At 61.0% G+C, this 15,418-nt stretch carries 11 protein-coding genes and 2 pseudogenes; 9 read left to right on the forward strand and 4 right to left on the reverse strand.

Annotated features, from left to right (window positions below):
- Together B2S33_RS20905 and B2S33_RS20910 are read left to right on the forward strand one after the other, a co-directional pair.
- Positions 1–1,839: hypothetical protein (locus tag B2S33_RS20905; RefSeq protein WP_288651009.1), on the forward strand; the 1,839-nt coding region annotated here is incomplete at its 5' end.
- Positions 1,839–3,035, forward strand: a complete 1,197-nt coding sequence (locus B2S33_RS20910; RefSeq protein ID WP_288651010.1) for a DUF6708 domain-containing protein — start codon at positions 1,839–1,841, stop codon at positions 3,033–3,035. The genes B2S33_RS20905 and B2S33_RS20910, both read left to right, overlap by 1 nt.
- Positions 3,036–3,202: 167 nt before the next feature.
- Here the strand turns inward: B2S33_RS20910 and B2S33_RS20915 are convergent, their stop codons facing one another.
- Genes B2S33_RS20915 through B2S33_RS20925 form a run of 3 tightly spaced genes read right to left on the reverse strand, consistent with a single transcriptional unit; the run spans position 3,203 to position 6,429 of the window.
- Entirely contained in the window at positions 3,203–4,735 is a 1,533-nt protein-coding gene (locus B2S33_RS20915) for a DHA2 family efflux MFS transporter permease subunit (protein WP_027914885.1), read from the reverse strand.
- Positions 4,732–5,925, reverse strand: a complete 1,194-nt coding sequence (locus tag B2S33_RS20920; RefSeq protein ID WP_027914884.1) for an efflux RND transporter periplasmic adaptor subunit — start codon at positions 5,923–5,925, stop codon at positions 4,732–4,734. Before B2S33_RS20920 ends, B2S33_RS20915 begins: the two co-directional genes overlap by 4 nt.
- Before the next feature lie 30 nt (positions 5,926–5,955).
- Positions 5,956–6,429 carry a MarR family winged helix-turn-helix transcriptional regulator gene (locus tag B2S33_RS20925; protein ID WP_027914883.1) on the reverse strand — a complete coding sequence of 158 codons (474 nt, stop codon included), beginning with the start codon at positions 6,427–6,429 and terminating at the stop codon, positions 5,956–5,958.
- 238 nt (positions 6,430–6,667) lie between these two features.
- On the opposite strand from B2S33_RS20925, the gene B2S33_RS20930 reads away from it, so the two are divergent.
- Positions 6,668–7,666, forward strand: coding sequence for a FecR family protein (locus B2S33_RS20930; RefSeq protein WP_027914882.1), 999 nt, complete (start codon positions 6,668–6,670; stop codon positions 7,664–7,666).
- An 11-nt stretch (positions 7,667–7,677) separates the two neighbouring features.
- Here B2S33_RS20930 and B2S33_RS20935 read toward each other — a convergent pair whose 3' ends face one another.
- A complete protein-coding gene (locus B2S33_RS20935; RefSeq protein ID WP_145280035.1) occupies positions 7,678–8,997 on the reverse strand; it encodes a Na+/H+ antiporter family protein in 1,320 nt (439 codons plus the stop codon).
- 537 nt (positions 8,998–9,534) lie between these two features.
- Here B2S33_RS20935 and B2S33_RS21690 point away from each other — a divergent pair.
- From B2S33_RS21690 to B2S33_RS20960, 6 genes and pseudogenes are all read left to right on the forward strand, one after another.
- Positions 9,535–10,500 (forward strand): annotated as a pseudogene (locus tag B2S33_RS21690) (HAMP domain-containing protein); the annotation flags it as partial.
- Positions 10,501–10,845: 345 nt separating this feature from the next.
- Positions 10,846–11,358 (forward strand): annotated as a pseudogene (locus B2S33_RS21695) (methyl-accepting chemotaxis protein); the annotation flags it as partial.
- 69 nt (positions 11,359–11,427) lie between these two features.
- Positions 11,428–12,444: an ABC transporter substrate-binding protein gene (locus B2S33_RS20945; protein ID WP_027914879.1), complete on the forward strand. Its 1,017-nt coding sequence runs from the start codon at positions 11,428–11,430 to the stop codon at positions 12,442–12,444.
- Positions 12,441–13,289, forward strand: a complete 849-nt coding sequence (locus B2S33_RS20950) for an ABC transporter permease (protein ID WP_110607192.1) — start codon at positions 12,441–12,443, stop codon at positions 13,287–13,289. The genes B2S33_RS20945 and B2S33_RS20950 overlap by 4 nt, the downstream gene beginning before the upstream one ends.
- 90 nt (positions 13,290–13,379) lie before the next feature.
- Positions 13,380–14,297 (forward strand): AEC family transporter, encoded by a 918-nt coding sequence (locus tag B2S33_RS20955; RefSeq protein WP_049695884.1) that lies wholly within the window; start codon positions 13,380–13,382, stop codon positions 14,295–14,297.
- Positions 14,298–14,545: 248 nt separating this feature from the next.
- Positions 14,546–15,397, forward strand: a complete 852-nt coding sequence (locus B2S33_RS20960) for a CAP domain-containing protein (RefSeq protein ID WP_027914876.1) — start codon at positions 14,546–14,548, stop codon at positions 15,395–15,397.
- Positions 15,398–15,418 lie beyond the last annotated feature (21 nt).

The following is a 15,418-nucleotide window of genomic DNA, read 5'->3' on the forward strand; positions in this document are numbered from 1 at the left end:
GCCATCGGCATTACCCAGGAACTCAATGCCTGGCGCAACGCTGGCATGGAACACCTCAGGAATTGGCTGGAAGCCAGTACCGAGAACGGTGGCCCCAGTAACGAGCGGAAGGTGTTGGTTGCTCAAGCCTTTAGCGAGCTGCATGAGCAATTCACGGAGCGAAAGGTTGCCGCGTTGGTCGGTCATTATGACAAGGCGCTACGCGCCAGTCTCGCCTACGTCATGCAGGGTTCGCAGTCGCGGCTGGCCGAACTTTGGGAACAGAAAAAAGAGGCCATCTTCGAAATACACGTAGAAAAAGAGAGGCAGAAGCTCGAAATCCTTGCCGAGAACGGCGAGTTTGCCAAACATTTCGAAGACCGCTACCTGCCACTCGTCAACCTGCAAGGTATGCATCGACACCTGGAGACGTTCGAGGCGCAGAGCGCCGAAGCACAACGTCTCGCCGAGTCCAGAGCGGCAGATCACCTCACGTGGTTGAAGTCGTCCGCACTGGTAGACGCACTTGTCCACTATGATGAGAGCGACCTCACCAATGGCTTTTGCTTTGCACATCAAACGGGCCTATGCGTGATAGGCCTCGAAAGCGTGCCAGCAGGCGCAGCATTGCTCGCCCAATGGTGGCGCGCCGACGATATAACCCCTGACAACCTTGCGCTGCGCTCGTTTGTCCTCAACCAACGTGAGATTGCAGAGGCGCTTGCGCGAACACGTACAGCGCTGGACGCACTGGCGCCAGGTAACGACCCTTTTCTTCAGCTGGAGACGGCCCTCAAACAAGCCAAAGAGCTCGCCGCACACTTCAGCCGGCTGGACAGCCATCTGGACCAGCTCGCGCAACATAGCCCCATCAATACTGCTGGCGCGTTGGCCTGGCTTGGGCAGCTGGGGCACCAGAGCCTGTCAGCGGGTGCGCCCGGCAGCGCTGATCGGTTGCTGTACCGACGCCTGAGCACCTACCTCATTGCCTCACTGGGTCAGCAAGCGGTGGAACTGCGCTTGAGTGAGCAGGCGCTGAACGGTAAAACGCCGTCGCCCGGCCGCGTCGCGGCGCCCATCGTACGCCGGCTTGATCAAGCTTATGCCGAGACATTGCACGGGGTGCACGGGAATCAGTTCTATCGTTTGCGGGTCGCCAGCGGATTACTGCTGTTGGAGGCCGGGCTGCTGTTGTTACAAGGCAGGCGGGATGACAAGGACCGACGCTTCTGGAGCGAAGTGACTGCAGCTGCATTTACAAGTGCGGCTGCGGGGATGGAGCTGCTTGCGGTGGGGACTGAACTGACGATTAGAGGCGTTGGTGGGAACAGCGCCACTGCGCGGGGCGCGCACGTTAGCCTGGGTCGGTATCGATTTTGGGGAGCCGGGTTGGCGGCGGCGGGCGCGGTTATAAGCATTAAGTGGGACTTTTCCGATGCCATTGATGCACAAGCAAGATCTAAACATATGTTAGTAGCGGCTTACAGCGTTAGAGCAAGCGCCATCATCACCTTACTTGTGGGGCAAGGGGGTATAGCATTTTCACAGGCGAGTGCGTTCTTCCATTGGCTAGCAATTCTTGATCCTACTGCACGCATAAGCAACTCATACGCAATGTTATCAAGATTATCTGCAAGACTTGCGGCGAACAGGCCTGCTATGCTCTGGCTCAGCCGTTTGGGCTTGATCGGCGGCACCGTCGTGGTAGTCAGTACTGTTGCCTTACTGATATTCGATGAAAGCGCGTTAGAGAAGTGGTGCAGTAAATGCTGCTTCCGCATTAAAAAAACCACCGAAGGTTACAAAAAAGACACGGAAGAACTTGAAGCTTTATTTAGCGCAATCAGAGAGATAGCGTAATGTATTTTTTTGAATGGCTCACATGGCTCTCCTATATTGACCCCAAGGAAGAACGCGATGCTTTTGAGAAAAAGCATAAAAAGATAAAACTCAAGACAGTCTATGAAAACGACGATCAGGAGATGATCACAGCCGCTAAAAATCCAGCCAGCAGCTCACCCAAGAGCCGAGGACCAGTTTATGCTTGCAACGAGCATATACTGGAAATGCGCTACGGCATGTGGGAAAACAAGCGCGGACTCATCAGCATCATCTCGGCCACCATAGTAGCTACGATTACATCATTCGCATACATGTCAGCAACGTCTCTAATTCGACTAGTAGACATAGTTAGAAACGATCAAGGGGAGCCGTATGGAGCCCATATCTTCATAGCAACTCTTACCAGCAGCTTAATGATATTGATCTCCATAATTTATATAAAGTATGGGTTATGTATCACGCGCTTGGAAATGTTTACGTCGCGCCACTTGCTGATTCGATTCAATCGTAGTACCCAACAGGTTCACCTGCACCGTCCTACTTACTGTGGTGGCATCGTCACACTTCCTTGGCACGGAGTCACGTCCAACGGCTCGAATATAAATTACGCTGCTGCCGGTGGTGTAGGCCTACCTTTGGTGCTTATGTGGCCACCGTCGTTCGCCGGCGCCCTCCATCCAGAACTCGCCCACGTAGGCAAAGCCGCCAACAACTTCACGGAGCTGCAATCCGAGTGGGAGTTCATCCGCCGCTTCATGGACGAGGGCCCGGAGGACCTGCCCCGTCCACCTATGACTTCGCACTTCCCCTGGCCCTGGCAAGCCTTTACCCCTCAATTCGAAGGCCTGACCCACTACTTTCGAAAATCCTCTCGAATCATCCAACTCGGCCTGGTCTTGATCTCGCCCGCCTTCCTGATCATCGGCACCGGCCATTGGCTAAGCCTGATGCTGTGCTGGAAACCGCGCTGGCCCAAGATCATTCGTGAAGCCGGTTTGCCCGGGAAACCCGTTCCGCCATTGACCACCGTCAATGACTATCCACCGGCCATTCAAGAGCGGTTACGCGAAAACGCTTACCTCTGGGCCGTTCGCCCAGGTAAACGCCCGGAGAGGAAGAAACGCACCTCGACTCGGCGGCTAAAGACCGAAGTAGAAACTTCGACTGCCCAAATGAGTAGGCCCCGTGCAGCCCCCCGTGATGATCAGCCATGACGATGCAGTGAAGAGCAGAAGCGCGGACTCAAAAAACATCGGCTCCCCATGAAATTCTCTTTAGGGCTGCTGTGCGGCCCATCGAGGTCGGTCCGGCGCTCCGGCAAGACCGCTCCTACTGGGCTCCGGTATTTAGCAAAACACCGGTCACGCAACCCAAATCAAACTCAATGCCCGCCCCCGGGCCCCGCCTTGGCCGTAAACGGCGGCTTCGCGAACCAGACCAACAATATCAGCCCTGCGAACACCCACGTCATCATCATGAAGTAGTCCACCGTCGACATCATGTAAGCCTGCCCGTTGAGCACCTGCTCCAACTGCGCGTAGTTGTGCAGGTTCGCCCCGCCCATCTGCTCAAGCGTATGCCGTGTCGCCGGCTCGTACTGGCTGATGTGCTCACTCAAGTAAGCATGGTGCTGGTCAGCCCGGCGGATCCAGATCCACGTCGTCAGCGAAGCCGCAAAGCTACCCCCCAATGTGCGCAGGAACGTCGCCAAGCCTGATCCATCGGCGATTTGCTGGGGCGGCAGGTCGGACAACAAGATGCTCAATGTGGGCATGAAGAACAGCGCAACCCCGATGCCCATGAACAACTGCACCAATGCCACATGCTGGAAATCCACCTGGCTGGTGAACCCTGCACGCATGTAGCAACTGCTACCGATCGCCAGAAACGCCAGCCCCGCCAGAATCCGCAAGTCAAAGCGATGCGCGTACTTGCCCACGAATGGCGACATGATTACCGGCAATATCCCGATAGGCGCCACGGCCAAGCCCGCCCAGGTGGCGGTATAGCCCATCTGCGTCTGCAGCCACTGGGGCAGGATCAGGTTGATGCCGAAGAAGCCTGCGTAGCCACCCACCAGGACGATGGTTCCCACGCGGAAATTGCGGTGGGCGAACAACCGCAGGTTCACCACCGGGTGCCGGTCGGTCAGCTCCCAGATGACGAATACAGCCAGGAACACGACGGATATCAGCGTACCGGTGATGATGAACGAGGACTCGAACCAATCAAGGTCGTTGCCTTTGTCCAGCACGACCTGCAAGGCCCCTACCCCAACGATCAACGTCAGCAGCCCTATGTAGTCCATCGGCTGTCGGCTGGTGACCACCGGACGATCGCGCATTTGCTGGCGCACCACCGCAGCGGCGAACAGGCCGATGGGCACGTTGATGAAGAAAATCCACGGCCAGCTGTAACTGTCCGTGATCCACCCACCCAGGATGGGCCCGGCGATAGGGGCCACGACCGTCACCATGGCCAGGAGTGCGAGCGCCATCCCCCGCTTGGCAGGGGGATAGACCGCAATCAGCAAAGTCTGGGTCATGGGATACAACGGACCGGCTACCACCCCCTGCAATACCCGAAAGCCCACAAGCTCCGGCATCGACTGGGCGATGCCGCACAAGAACGATGCCAGCACGAACAACAAGGTCGCCCACAGGAACAACTTCACCTCGCCAAAGCGTCGGCTCAACCAGCCTGTTAGCGGCAAGGCGATGGCATTGCTCACGGCGAACGAGGTGATCACCCAAGTCCCTTGCTCGTAACTGACCCCCAGGTTGCCCGAGATGGTCGGCAAGGCCACGTTGGCAATGGTGGTGTCCAGCACCTGCATGAACGTGGCAAGCGACAGGCCGATGGTGGTCAGCAGCAGGCTAGGCGGCGTGAACTGGGCGGCGGCGTTATTGCTCATCGCTGTGCCGTCTTGCCAGGCGCGCTGTTGTCACGGATCAGTTGCTCGATCAGCTTGTCCGCCTCGACCAACTGGCGATCGTAGACGTCGGTGGTGTAGCTCGCCTGTTGCGCAGGTTGCTGAGCCAGGGCCGGGCCACTCTGGTCGTGCAGGTCCACATCCACAACCGTGGACAGGCCGATACGCAAGGGATGGTCCTTCAACTGGTCGGGGTTCAAGTGAATGCGCACAGGCACCCGCTGCACGATCTTGATCCAGTTGCCGGTCGCGTTCTGCGCAGGCAGCAAGGCGAACGCGCTGCCGGTGCCGGCACCCAGGCTGTCCACCGTGCCACTGTAGGAGACATCGCTGCCATACAGGTCGGCAGTGATCTCAACCGGTTGGCCGATGCGCATCTGGCGCAGCTGGGTTTCCTTGAAGTTGGCGTCGATCCACACCTGGTCAAGCGGAATCACTGCCATGGTGGCAGTACCGGGTTGCAGGCGCTGCCCGAGCTGCACGCTGCGCTTGGCAACGTAGCCGGTCACCGGCGCTACCAGCGTGGTGCGCGCATGAGCCAGGTAGGCCTGACGCAGATCGGCCGCCGCGGCCATGACCTCTGGGTGCGAAGCCACCACGGTGTCATCGACCAAAGCAGCACTGGTACTCAGTTGCTGGCGGGCACTGTTAACCGCCGCCTGGGCAACACTCAGGTCATCGCGCGCATGGGAAAGCTCTTCGCCGGCGATAGCGCCGCTTTCGGCCAGCACCTTGCGCCGGTTGAAGTCCTGCTGGGCCTTGCGCAATTCAGCCTGACGCGTCTGCAACTGAGCCTTGAGCGAATCGACATTGCTGTACAGACCGCGCACCTGCCTTACCGTACGCGCAAGGTTGGCCTGAGCCGATTGCAGGGCCACTTGGCTGTCGGCCGGGTCGAACTGCAGCAAGACCTGGCCGGCATGCACCAGGTCGCCATCGTCGGCGCCAATGCTGGTCACCGTCCCGGTCACCAACGGCGTGATTTCGACCACGTTGCCGTTGACGTAGGCGTCATCAGTGCTCTCGTACCAACGCCCAACCAGGCTGTACCAGGCCCAAGTGCCTAGCCCACCGAGGATCAGCAGCACCAACAGGCCAATCAGCCAGAGCTTGCGCTTGCGCGAGGAGGTGGGTGCCTCGGTAGGTGCAGGGGTGTCTGAGGAAGTAGCCATGACAATACCTTGGAATAAAGGAAACGGGGTTCAACGATCACCGAAGCGACGGATCGTCAGCGGATCGCCAGCGCCAAGCAGTACCTTGGCCAACAGACGCTCCAAGTCTTTGAGCTCATCGGCCGCCAGGGCGCCACACAGCTCGTTCATGGCGGCAGCTCCGATCTCGGGCAAACGGTCGGCCAGCCGCTGGCCATCGGCCGTCAACGCCAGGCGCACCACGCGGCGGTCCGTCGGGCAACGGGTACGCACCAGCAGGTCCTTTTGCTCAAGGCGATCGAGCATGCGCGTCATCGATCCGCTGTCCAGGCCCAGGTAGCGGCAGACCTCCGCCGGGGTATCGACCTGGTACTGCGTCACGATGATCAACACCTTGAACTGCGCGGCAGTAACGCCCTCGGACTCCAGGTGCCAGTCGAGGATCCGATCCTTCAGAAGCGCCGCGCGGCCCAACAGCATGCCGATGGCGCACGTCTCGAAATTGTCTGGCGAGAAATGGGGCATGAATGATTGCTCGAACAAGTGTGTGTAAATATTACTGCCTAGGCAGTGAATGTCAAAGACTTAATTAGCTTGCTATGTACGTGACACGAGCGCCTTTATTCATGGCGCGAAGCGTTCTCAAAAGCGAAAAATCTGAAGGCTTTTGCCGGAAAAGGCCGGGAAATGAAAGGGTTTGGCGGCTTTCCGTGTTTCTCGACACGGTGGTGGAACGTTAGAATGCGCAAAACCTGGAGCCGCGATGAACCAAGACCGCCCGACTATCCACACCGATGACAGCATGGCCGACGCCGCTGCGCACTGGTGCATGCGCCTGCATGAAGGCGATTGCACGACTGCCGAGCGTGAGGCTTTTGCCCAGTGGCTGGCAGCCGATCCGCGTCATGCCGAGGAATACCAGGCCATGCTGGATATCTGGTACACGGCCGACTTGCTGCCGCGTCCCGTTCAAGCGAATGGGCACCCTGCCCCGGTGCGGCGCAGCGGTCGCAGGTGGCGCGCTCAGGCTTACGCTGCCGTCATCGCGTTGGCGGCTCTGCCGCTGGTGGGGTGGATCGGCTGGGAGCAAGGCTGGGTTCCCAACCGCTACCAGCACGTCGAGACGACGGACCACATGCAGACCGTGCAGTTGAGTGACGGCAGTACGGTGCAGCTCAACCTGAACACCGACCTGACCTACCTCAACTTCAAGCACCAGCGCCGTGTCACGCTCAAGCGTGGCGAAGCCTTCTTCACGGTCCACCACGACAGCTCGCACCCCTTCGTGGTCCGCGCAGGCAATGGCCAGACCCGCGTGACAGGTACCCGCTTCAATGTCTGGAAATACCAGGACAGGGTCAAAGTGACCCTGGTCGAAGGATCGGTGCTGGTATCCAGCGAGGGCAATGCGGGCTATCGGCTTGGCCCCGGTATGCAGGCCACCTACCGCAAGGGCGACTATGAGCCCCAGTTGCTGGAAAACAGCAACTTCGCCGACGCCCTGGCCTGGCGCAGCGGCAAACTGGTGCTCGACAACTTGACCCTCGAACAGGCACTGCCGGCCATAAACCGCTACCTCGACAAGCCACTGAGGCTTGCCGATGTCGGTACCGGTCAGATTCGTATCAGCGGCATCTACAACACCCGGGAAGTAGGCCAGTTGGTGAACAACCTGCCCAAGGTGCTGCCGGTCTACCTGACCCGCAGCAACGACGGCAGCACGGTGCTCAACCGTATTTCGCCGCCGCCCGCCAAGCGCTGAGTGCCCTGCTGTTAGAGCGTCATCGCCGCCAACCACCCGAAGGCCAACAGCGGCAGGTTGTAGTGGATGAACGTCGGCACCACCGTGTCCCAGATGTGATGGTGCTGCCCGTCCACATTGAGCCCGGAAGTCGGACCCAGGGTGGAATCCGATGCTGGCGAGCCTGCGTCACCCAACGCGCCTGCCGTACCGACGATACACACGGTCGCCAAAGGGTCGAAGCCGAGCTGGACGCACAGCGGTACGAAAATCGCAGCCAGAATCGGTACGGTGGAAAACGACGAGCCAATGCCCATGGTGACCAGCAGGCCCACCAGCAGCATCAGCAAGGCACCTATCCCTTTGCTGTGGTTGATCCAATGCGCCGAGGTTTCGACCAGGCTTTGCACATCACCAGTGGCTTTCATGACGTCTGCAAAGCCAGAGGCGGTGATCATGATGAAACCAATCATGGCCATCATCTTCATACCTTCGGTGAACAGATCATCGGTGTCGCGCCACTTGACGATGCCTGACAGCGAGAAAATCAAGAAGCCGACCATCGCGCCGATGATCATCGAGTCCACCAGCAGCTGAACGACGAACGCGGCAACGATTGCAATGCCGGCCACCAGTAGCGTCATCGGGTTGTACTGCACGCTCACCTGTTCGACCTGCTCGATACGCGCCAGGTCGTAGTCGCGTTTTTTTCGGTAGCTGACGAACATCGCCACTATCAAGCCCACCAACATACCAGCGGCGGGAATGGCCATGGCGTGGGTAACGTTGACACCCGTGATGTCGACCCCTGCACGCGCCACGTTGGCCAGCAGAATCTGATTGAGGAAAATATTGCCGAAACCCACAGGCAGGAAAATGTAGGGCGTGATCAGGCCGAATGTAATGACGCAGGCGATCAGGCGCCGGTCGATACGCAGGCGGGTCAGCACATAGAGCAGCGGCGGCACCAATAATGGAATGAAGGCGATATGGATGGGCAGAATGTTTTGCGACGAGACGGCCACCACCAGCATCAAACCGATCATCAACCATTTGACCCTGCCACCTTGGTCGTGGCCTTGCCGGTCGATCATGGCCAATGCCCGGTCGGCCAACGCATGCGCCAGGCCGGATTTGGCGATGGCCACGGCAAAGGCACCCAGCAACGCATAGGACAGTGCCACGGTAGCCCCCCCGCCGAGCCCACCATTGAAAGCTTCAAGTGTGCCTTGCACACCCAGGCCGCCGACCAGCCCACCTGCCAGGGCACCGACGATCAGGGCGATGACCACGTGCACGCGGGACAGGCTCAGTATCAGCATGATGCCGACCGCGGCAATCACTGCATTCATGGGGGGCTTACCTCACTGGGAACAAAAAAGCGCGCACTCTGACGCAGTGCACGGCAGATGTCAAAACTGCCAGGCAACGGCGGATTGCCCGCAACCGAGCGGATTAAATTGAATGTTTGAATAAAGAAAAGTCTGTAGGAGCCGATACCCAGCTGGGGCTGGAAACCGCCTCGCCCGTGCCCTAACCCTTACTTGTCATAAAAAGGGATCTGCCCCATGCCTCTGCGACAACTTTCCATCCAATGGAAAATCACATTGCTGGCCGGCCTGTGCCTGGCCGGCATCGTCACCCTGCTCATCGGTTTGTCCCTGTACCGGATGGACCACAGCTCGGACCTGGTCAAGGCCAGCAGCATGCAGATGCTGACCGAATCGGCCCAGTCGCGCATCGAATCCCAGGGCGAGGTGCAGGCCCTGAACATCCGCCGCCAATTCATGGATGCTTACCAGTACGGTGCGGGCTTTTCCAGGCAGGTACTGTTCCTGCGCGAACAGGCCGAAAAGCGCTTTCTCGATGCGTTCGACCTGCGCGAGGACATGACCCGGCAGGTGCGCGCCGCGCTCCAGGCCAACCCCGATCTGCTGGGCCTGTCACTGGTGTTCGAGCCCAATGCGCTGGACAGCAAGGACAGCCTGTTCGCCGGCCAGGCTGAGCTCGGCAGCAACGAAACCGGGCGCTTCGCCCTGTACTGGTCGCAACCGCACGTGGGCCAGCTCACCTCGATGGCCCTGCCCGAGCGCGACATGGCCGACACGTCCATTGGGCCCAGCGGCCAACCTGCCAACACCTGGTGGGTATGCCCGCGTACATCGGGCAAGGTCTGCGTGGTCGAACCCTACTTCTATGCCATCGATGGCCAGCAGGTGCTGATGACCAGCATCGTCTTCCCGCTGGTGGTGGACGGCAAGGCGATCGCAACCCTGTCGGTGGACATCAACCTCAACAGCCTGCAGGCCCTGAGCGAACAGGCCAGCCGCAGTCTCTACGAAGGCCGCACCACCGTCGGCATCCTCAGCCCGGTGGGCTTGCTGGCAGGCTACAGTGCCGATGCCAGCAAGCTCTCCCAGCGTTTCGATCAGATCGACACGACCAAAGGTGCGGAGCTGGTGGCCAAGATGGCCGACGGCAAGATGACCATCATCAATGACCGCCAACGCCTGAAAGTGCTCGCGGCCTTCCGCCCGATCCCGGACGCCAAGCCATGGGGTGTGTTGCTGGACGTCCCCGAAAACGCCCTGACCGGGCCCGCCGAGGCCCTGAAGCAGGAACTGGACGCCCTCAACACCAGCGGTACCCTGCTCGAACTGGGCCTAGGCCTGGCAGCAGCCATTTTTGGCCTGCTGATGGTGTGGCTGATGGCCCGGGGCGTTACTCGCCCGATACTGGGCGTGGCGGCCATGCTCAAGGACATCGCCAGTGGCGAAGGTGACCTGACCCGCCGCTTGACCTACGACAAGCAAGATGAACTGGGTGAACTCGCGGGCTGGTTCAACCGCTTCCTGGACAAACTCCAGCCCACCATCGCCGAGGTGAAACAATCGGTACAGGCCGCCCGCTCGACGGCCGATCAGTCCTCGGCCATCGCCACCCAGACCAGCGCCGGCATGGAGCAGCAATACCGCCAGGTGGACCAGGTAGCCACCGCCTCGCACGAGATGAGCGCGACCGCCCAGGATGTCGCCCGCAGCGCAGCGCAAGCCGCGCAGGCGGCCCGCGACGCCGACCAGGCAACGCGCGAAGGGTTGGCGGTGATCGATCGCACTACCCACAGCATCGATTCGCTGGCCGCCGACATGAGCACGGCCATGGCCGAGGTGCAGGGCCTGTCGCAGAACAGCGAGAAAATTGGCTCCGTACTGGAAGTCATCCGCTCAATCGCCGAGCAGACTAACTTGCTGGCGCTCAACGCCGCCATCGAGGCAGCCCGAGCCGGTGAGGCCGGGCGCGGCTTTGCGGTGGTCGCCGATGAGGTTCGCAACCTGGCCCAGCGCACCCAGGAGTCGGTCGAAGAAACCCGCCAGGTCATCGAGGCCTTGCAGGACGGTACCCGTGAAGTGGTGGGCGCAATGGACAACAGCCATCGTCAGGCCCAAAGCGGCGTGCAGCAGGTCGGCCAGGCCGTGACCGCCTTGCAGCGCATTGGCCAGGCGGTGACGGTCATCACCGACATGAACCTGCAGATCGCCTCGGCAGCCGAGGAACAAAGCGCGGTGGCCGAGGAGATCAACAGTAACGTGGCGACCATTCGCGATGTCACCGAGTCGCTGTCAGGCCAGGCCAACGAATCGGCGCGGGTCAGCCAGTCGCTCAATGCCTTGGCCAACCAACAGCAGGCATTGATGGACCAGTTCCGCGTCTGAGCCTGCCCCCTGTGCTGCGTCGTCTACACTTGCCCCATTCCCGAAGGGCTGTAGACGACGAGGTCAGGCATGAAAAGAGGTTCATCGCTGCTGCTCGGGGTGCTGTTCGCCCTGGGCCTGGCCGCTGCCGACAGCGCTAGCGCTGCCGATCAGAAGCCACCCATCCGCTTTGGCGCCCTTACCTGGGAAAGCGGTGCCTTCACCACCGAACTCCTGCGCGTGATCGTCGAGCGTGGGTACGGCTACGCCACCGAGACATTGCCTGGTAGCACGGTCAGCCTGGAAGTCGCCCTGGCCCGCAACGACCTGCAAGTGATCGCCGAAGAATGGGCCGGTCGCAGCCCTGCCTGGGTCAAGGCCGAGCAGGCAGGTCAGGTGTTTGCGCTGGGCGACACGGTCAAGCATGCCGAGGAAGGCTGGTGGGTGCCGGCGTATGTCATCGAAGGCGATGCGTCGCGCAAGCTCAAGGCCTTGGCGCCTGAGCTGCGCAGCGTCGAGGATCTCAAGCGCTACGCTGCGGTGTTTCGCGACCCCGAATCACCCGACAAAGGCCGTTTCCTGAACAGCCCCAGTGGCTGGACGTCCGAGACCGTGAACAGCCAAAAGCTCAAGGCCTATGGGCTGGACCAACTGTATACTAACTTCCGCACAGGTTCCGGGGCCGCGATGGATGCGGAGATCGGGTCGGCCATTCGCCGGGGCCAACCGGTGCTTTTCTACTACTGGAACCCTACCCCGCTCATGGGCCGCTACAAGCTCGTGCGGCTACAGGAACCTGCATTCGATGCCCAGGCCTGGGCGACCTTGACCGACCCTGCCAACCCAGCCCCAAAAGGCAGCAGTTCGCTGCCGGCGAAACTCTCGGTTGGCGTGTCCAAAGCCTTTCGTGAGCAATACCCGGACGTGGTCCAGGTATTCGAAAGGGTGGATCTGCCTATCGACACGCTCAACCAGGCATTGGCGCAGATGAGCGAAAAACGTACCCCACCCCGTGACGCCGCCTTGGCGTTCATGCGCCAGCACCCGCACGTGTGGAAGGCTTGGCTTCCCGAGCAGGTGGCCACCAAGGTCGAGGGCGGTCTGTGAGCAATGGTTTCCCCCAGGCTTTGCAGTTTTCCTTCGCCGATCAGGTCAACCGCATGGTCGACTGGTTGGTACTCCATTATGGGGACCACCTGCGCAGCGTCTCCGACCAGTTGCTGCAAGTGCTCGTTGGCCTTGAAAACCTGCTGCGGCTCATGCCGTGGTGGCTACTGCTGGCGGTGGTCGGTGCGCTGGCCTGGCATGCTTGCCGAAGCCTGCTGCGCAGCTGTGTCCTGGTAGGGCTGCTGGCGGTCATCGGTATGCTGGGGTTATGGGACAAACTGCTGCAGACCCTGGCGCTGGTGCTGGTCAGTACGGGGTTGTGCGTGCTGGTTGGCATACCGTTGGGCGTCGTGCTGGCCGCTCGGCCGTTGGCAAGGCGCCTGGTGATGCCAGTGCTCGACGTGATGCAGACCCTACCCGCTTTCGTGTACCTGATTCCCGTGTTGATGCTCTTCGGTCTGGGCAAGGTGCCTGCGGTTTTCGCGACCTTGATCTATGCCCTGCCACCGTTGGTGCGACTCACTGAACTTGGGTTGAGCCAGATAGACCCGTCGTTGCTCAAAGCCGCCCAAGGCCTTGGCGCGACCCGTGCCCAGCGGCTCAGGCGCATCGCACTGCCCCTGGCGCTGCCCAGCATCATGGCCGGGCTCAACCAGTCGGTCATGATGGCCCTGTCGATGGTCGTGGTCGCCTCGATGATTGGGGCGCGAGGGCTTGGCGAAGATGTGCTGGCAGGCATCCAGACGCTGAACGTTGGTCAAGGCGTCGAGGCCGGGCTGGCCATCGTGGCACTGGCCATGGTCATCGACCGTATCAGCCAGGCCTATGGACGTGGACGGCGCTGAGAGGCTTTAGCCCGGGCGGTGGGATGGGCATGGCAAAGCGAGTGGCCGGCCGGTAGTCTGTGCAACGTACCCGGCCACGGATCTGCCTCCATGCTGCATGTGCTGTTGACCACCCTGCTCCCGATCATCCTGTTGATCGCCCTGGGCACACTGCTGCGGGTGCGTGGCTTCGTCTCGGACAGCTTCTGGCCGGGAGCCGAGCGCCTGAGCTACTACGTGCTGCTGCCCTCGTTGTTCCTCCATGGCCTGGCCACTGCCAACCTGGACGGGGTGCCGGTACTGGCCATGGTCGCGGTGCTGATGCTTTCGACCCTGTCCGGGGCGTTGCTGCTGGTGCTTTACCAGGGCGTGCGCCAGCACGACGGCACCGACTTCACGTCGCTGTTTCAGGGTGGCATCCGGTTCAACAACTACATCGGCGCGACCTTGGCCGCGGGCATCTACGGCAGCGCGGGCATCGCATTGGCAGCAGTGGCCAACGCAGCCATCGTGCCACTGGTCAATCTGCTCTGCGTGCTGGTGTTCGCGCGCTTCAGCGCCCGGCACAGCTCGCCGCTGACGGTGCTGCGGGCGATCCTTGCCAACCCACTGATTCTAGGGTGTGCGGGGGGCATGCTGTTACGGGTGACGGGGCTGGGCCTGCCGGCTGGCATCGAGCCTACCCTTGGCGCGCTAGGGCATGCCGCGTTGCCGCTGGGGTTGCTGTGCGTCGGTGCGGCCCTGGGTGGTGCACGTCTCGGTGATCAGGCCCAGCCATTGATAGCGGCCTGTGTCTTCAAGTTCCTGGTGATGCCGGTGACGACATGGGGGCTCTGCCGCCTGCTCGGCCTCAGTGGCCAGGCCGCTGTAGTGGCGGTGATTTTCCAGGCGCTGCCAACGGCATCGTCGTCCTACGTCATGGCCAGGCAAATGGGCGGCAACGCGCCTCTGATGGCGACCATCATTGCGGTACAGACGGTGGCGGCGGCGGCCACGCTTCCTCTGGTCCTTTCACTGTTGTTGGGCTGACAGCTGCACAACATCATGCATGGCCGATATCATGCCGAGTGCAAGTCCGGTCCACGCACACCCAGCATTGCCCCCTACACCTGGCCTGCACGCCGCCGCACTTTTTGCCCAGCCTGCGGTCTACTCTCCCTTACGACCGACAATGACTGCAGGCGTTTTCAATGCGTTGCACAGCTCGGGTCAAAACCATCGGGCTTGTGTAGGATAGGCAGCGCCTACTCGCCGCTGCCAGCCTCAGGGAGAACCATATGCGCGTCCTGTCATCTGTCGCTGCCTTCACGCTTGGGCTGATCGTTTCCTCCCAGGCACTGGCTGTCACGGGCGAAGAAGCACAGTTGATAGCGGCCATCAACGTCTACCGCAGCCAGGCGCAGCCCTGTGGCGAGCAAGGCTCGCTCGAACTGCCGCCGCTCAACAGCGACACACGCCTGGCACTGTCTCCCGAAGGCACTCGTGACCTTCAGCAGGCCATGACCCGCGCCGGTTACCCCATGGTCAACGTACAGGCGATCAGCCTGTCTGGCCCCCGAGATGCACCCGCTGCCATGCACGCCATTGAAGAAAGCTTCTGCCAGGTGGTGCTCGATCCTCAGTTCGTCGACATCGGCGTCAGCCAGGAAGGTCGGGATTGGCGCATTGTGCTGGCGCGCCCCCTGCTCTCTGGTCGCTTGGGCGACTGGCAGGCGGAAGGACAAAAGATGCTCCAGGAAATCAACGCCGCGCGTCAGCAACCCCGCCAGTGCGGCGGCCAACCCTACGCCGCCGCACCTGCACTTGGCTGGAACACCGTGCTGGCCGGAGTGGCAGCCGGCCACACGCGGGCCATGGCCAACCAGAACTTCTTCGATCACATCGACAAAGAAGGCCGCACCCCAGGTGATCGGGCCGAGCTTGCCGGTTATCTGTACCAGCAGATTGGCGAGAACATCGCCGCCGGGCGCGACACGCCGCACAAGGTGGTTCAAGGCTGGCTGGACAGCCCAGGCCACTGCGCAGTCCTGATGAGCGCCGACTTCCGGGACCTCGGCGCAGCGTATGCCGTAGACCCGAAGAGCGATGCCGGCATCTATTGGACGGCCCTGTTCGGCTCGCCGCAATAGCGCCTGGTTGAACCGGCGACA

This window comes from Pseudomonas sp. UBA5568 (assembly GCF_002425525.1).
Classification (GTDB): domain Bacteria; phylum Pseudomonadota; class Gammaproteobacteria; order Pseudomonadales; family Pseudomonadaceae; genus Aquipseudomonas; species Aquipseudomonas fulva.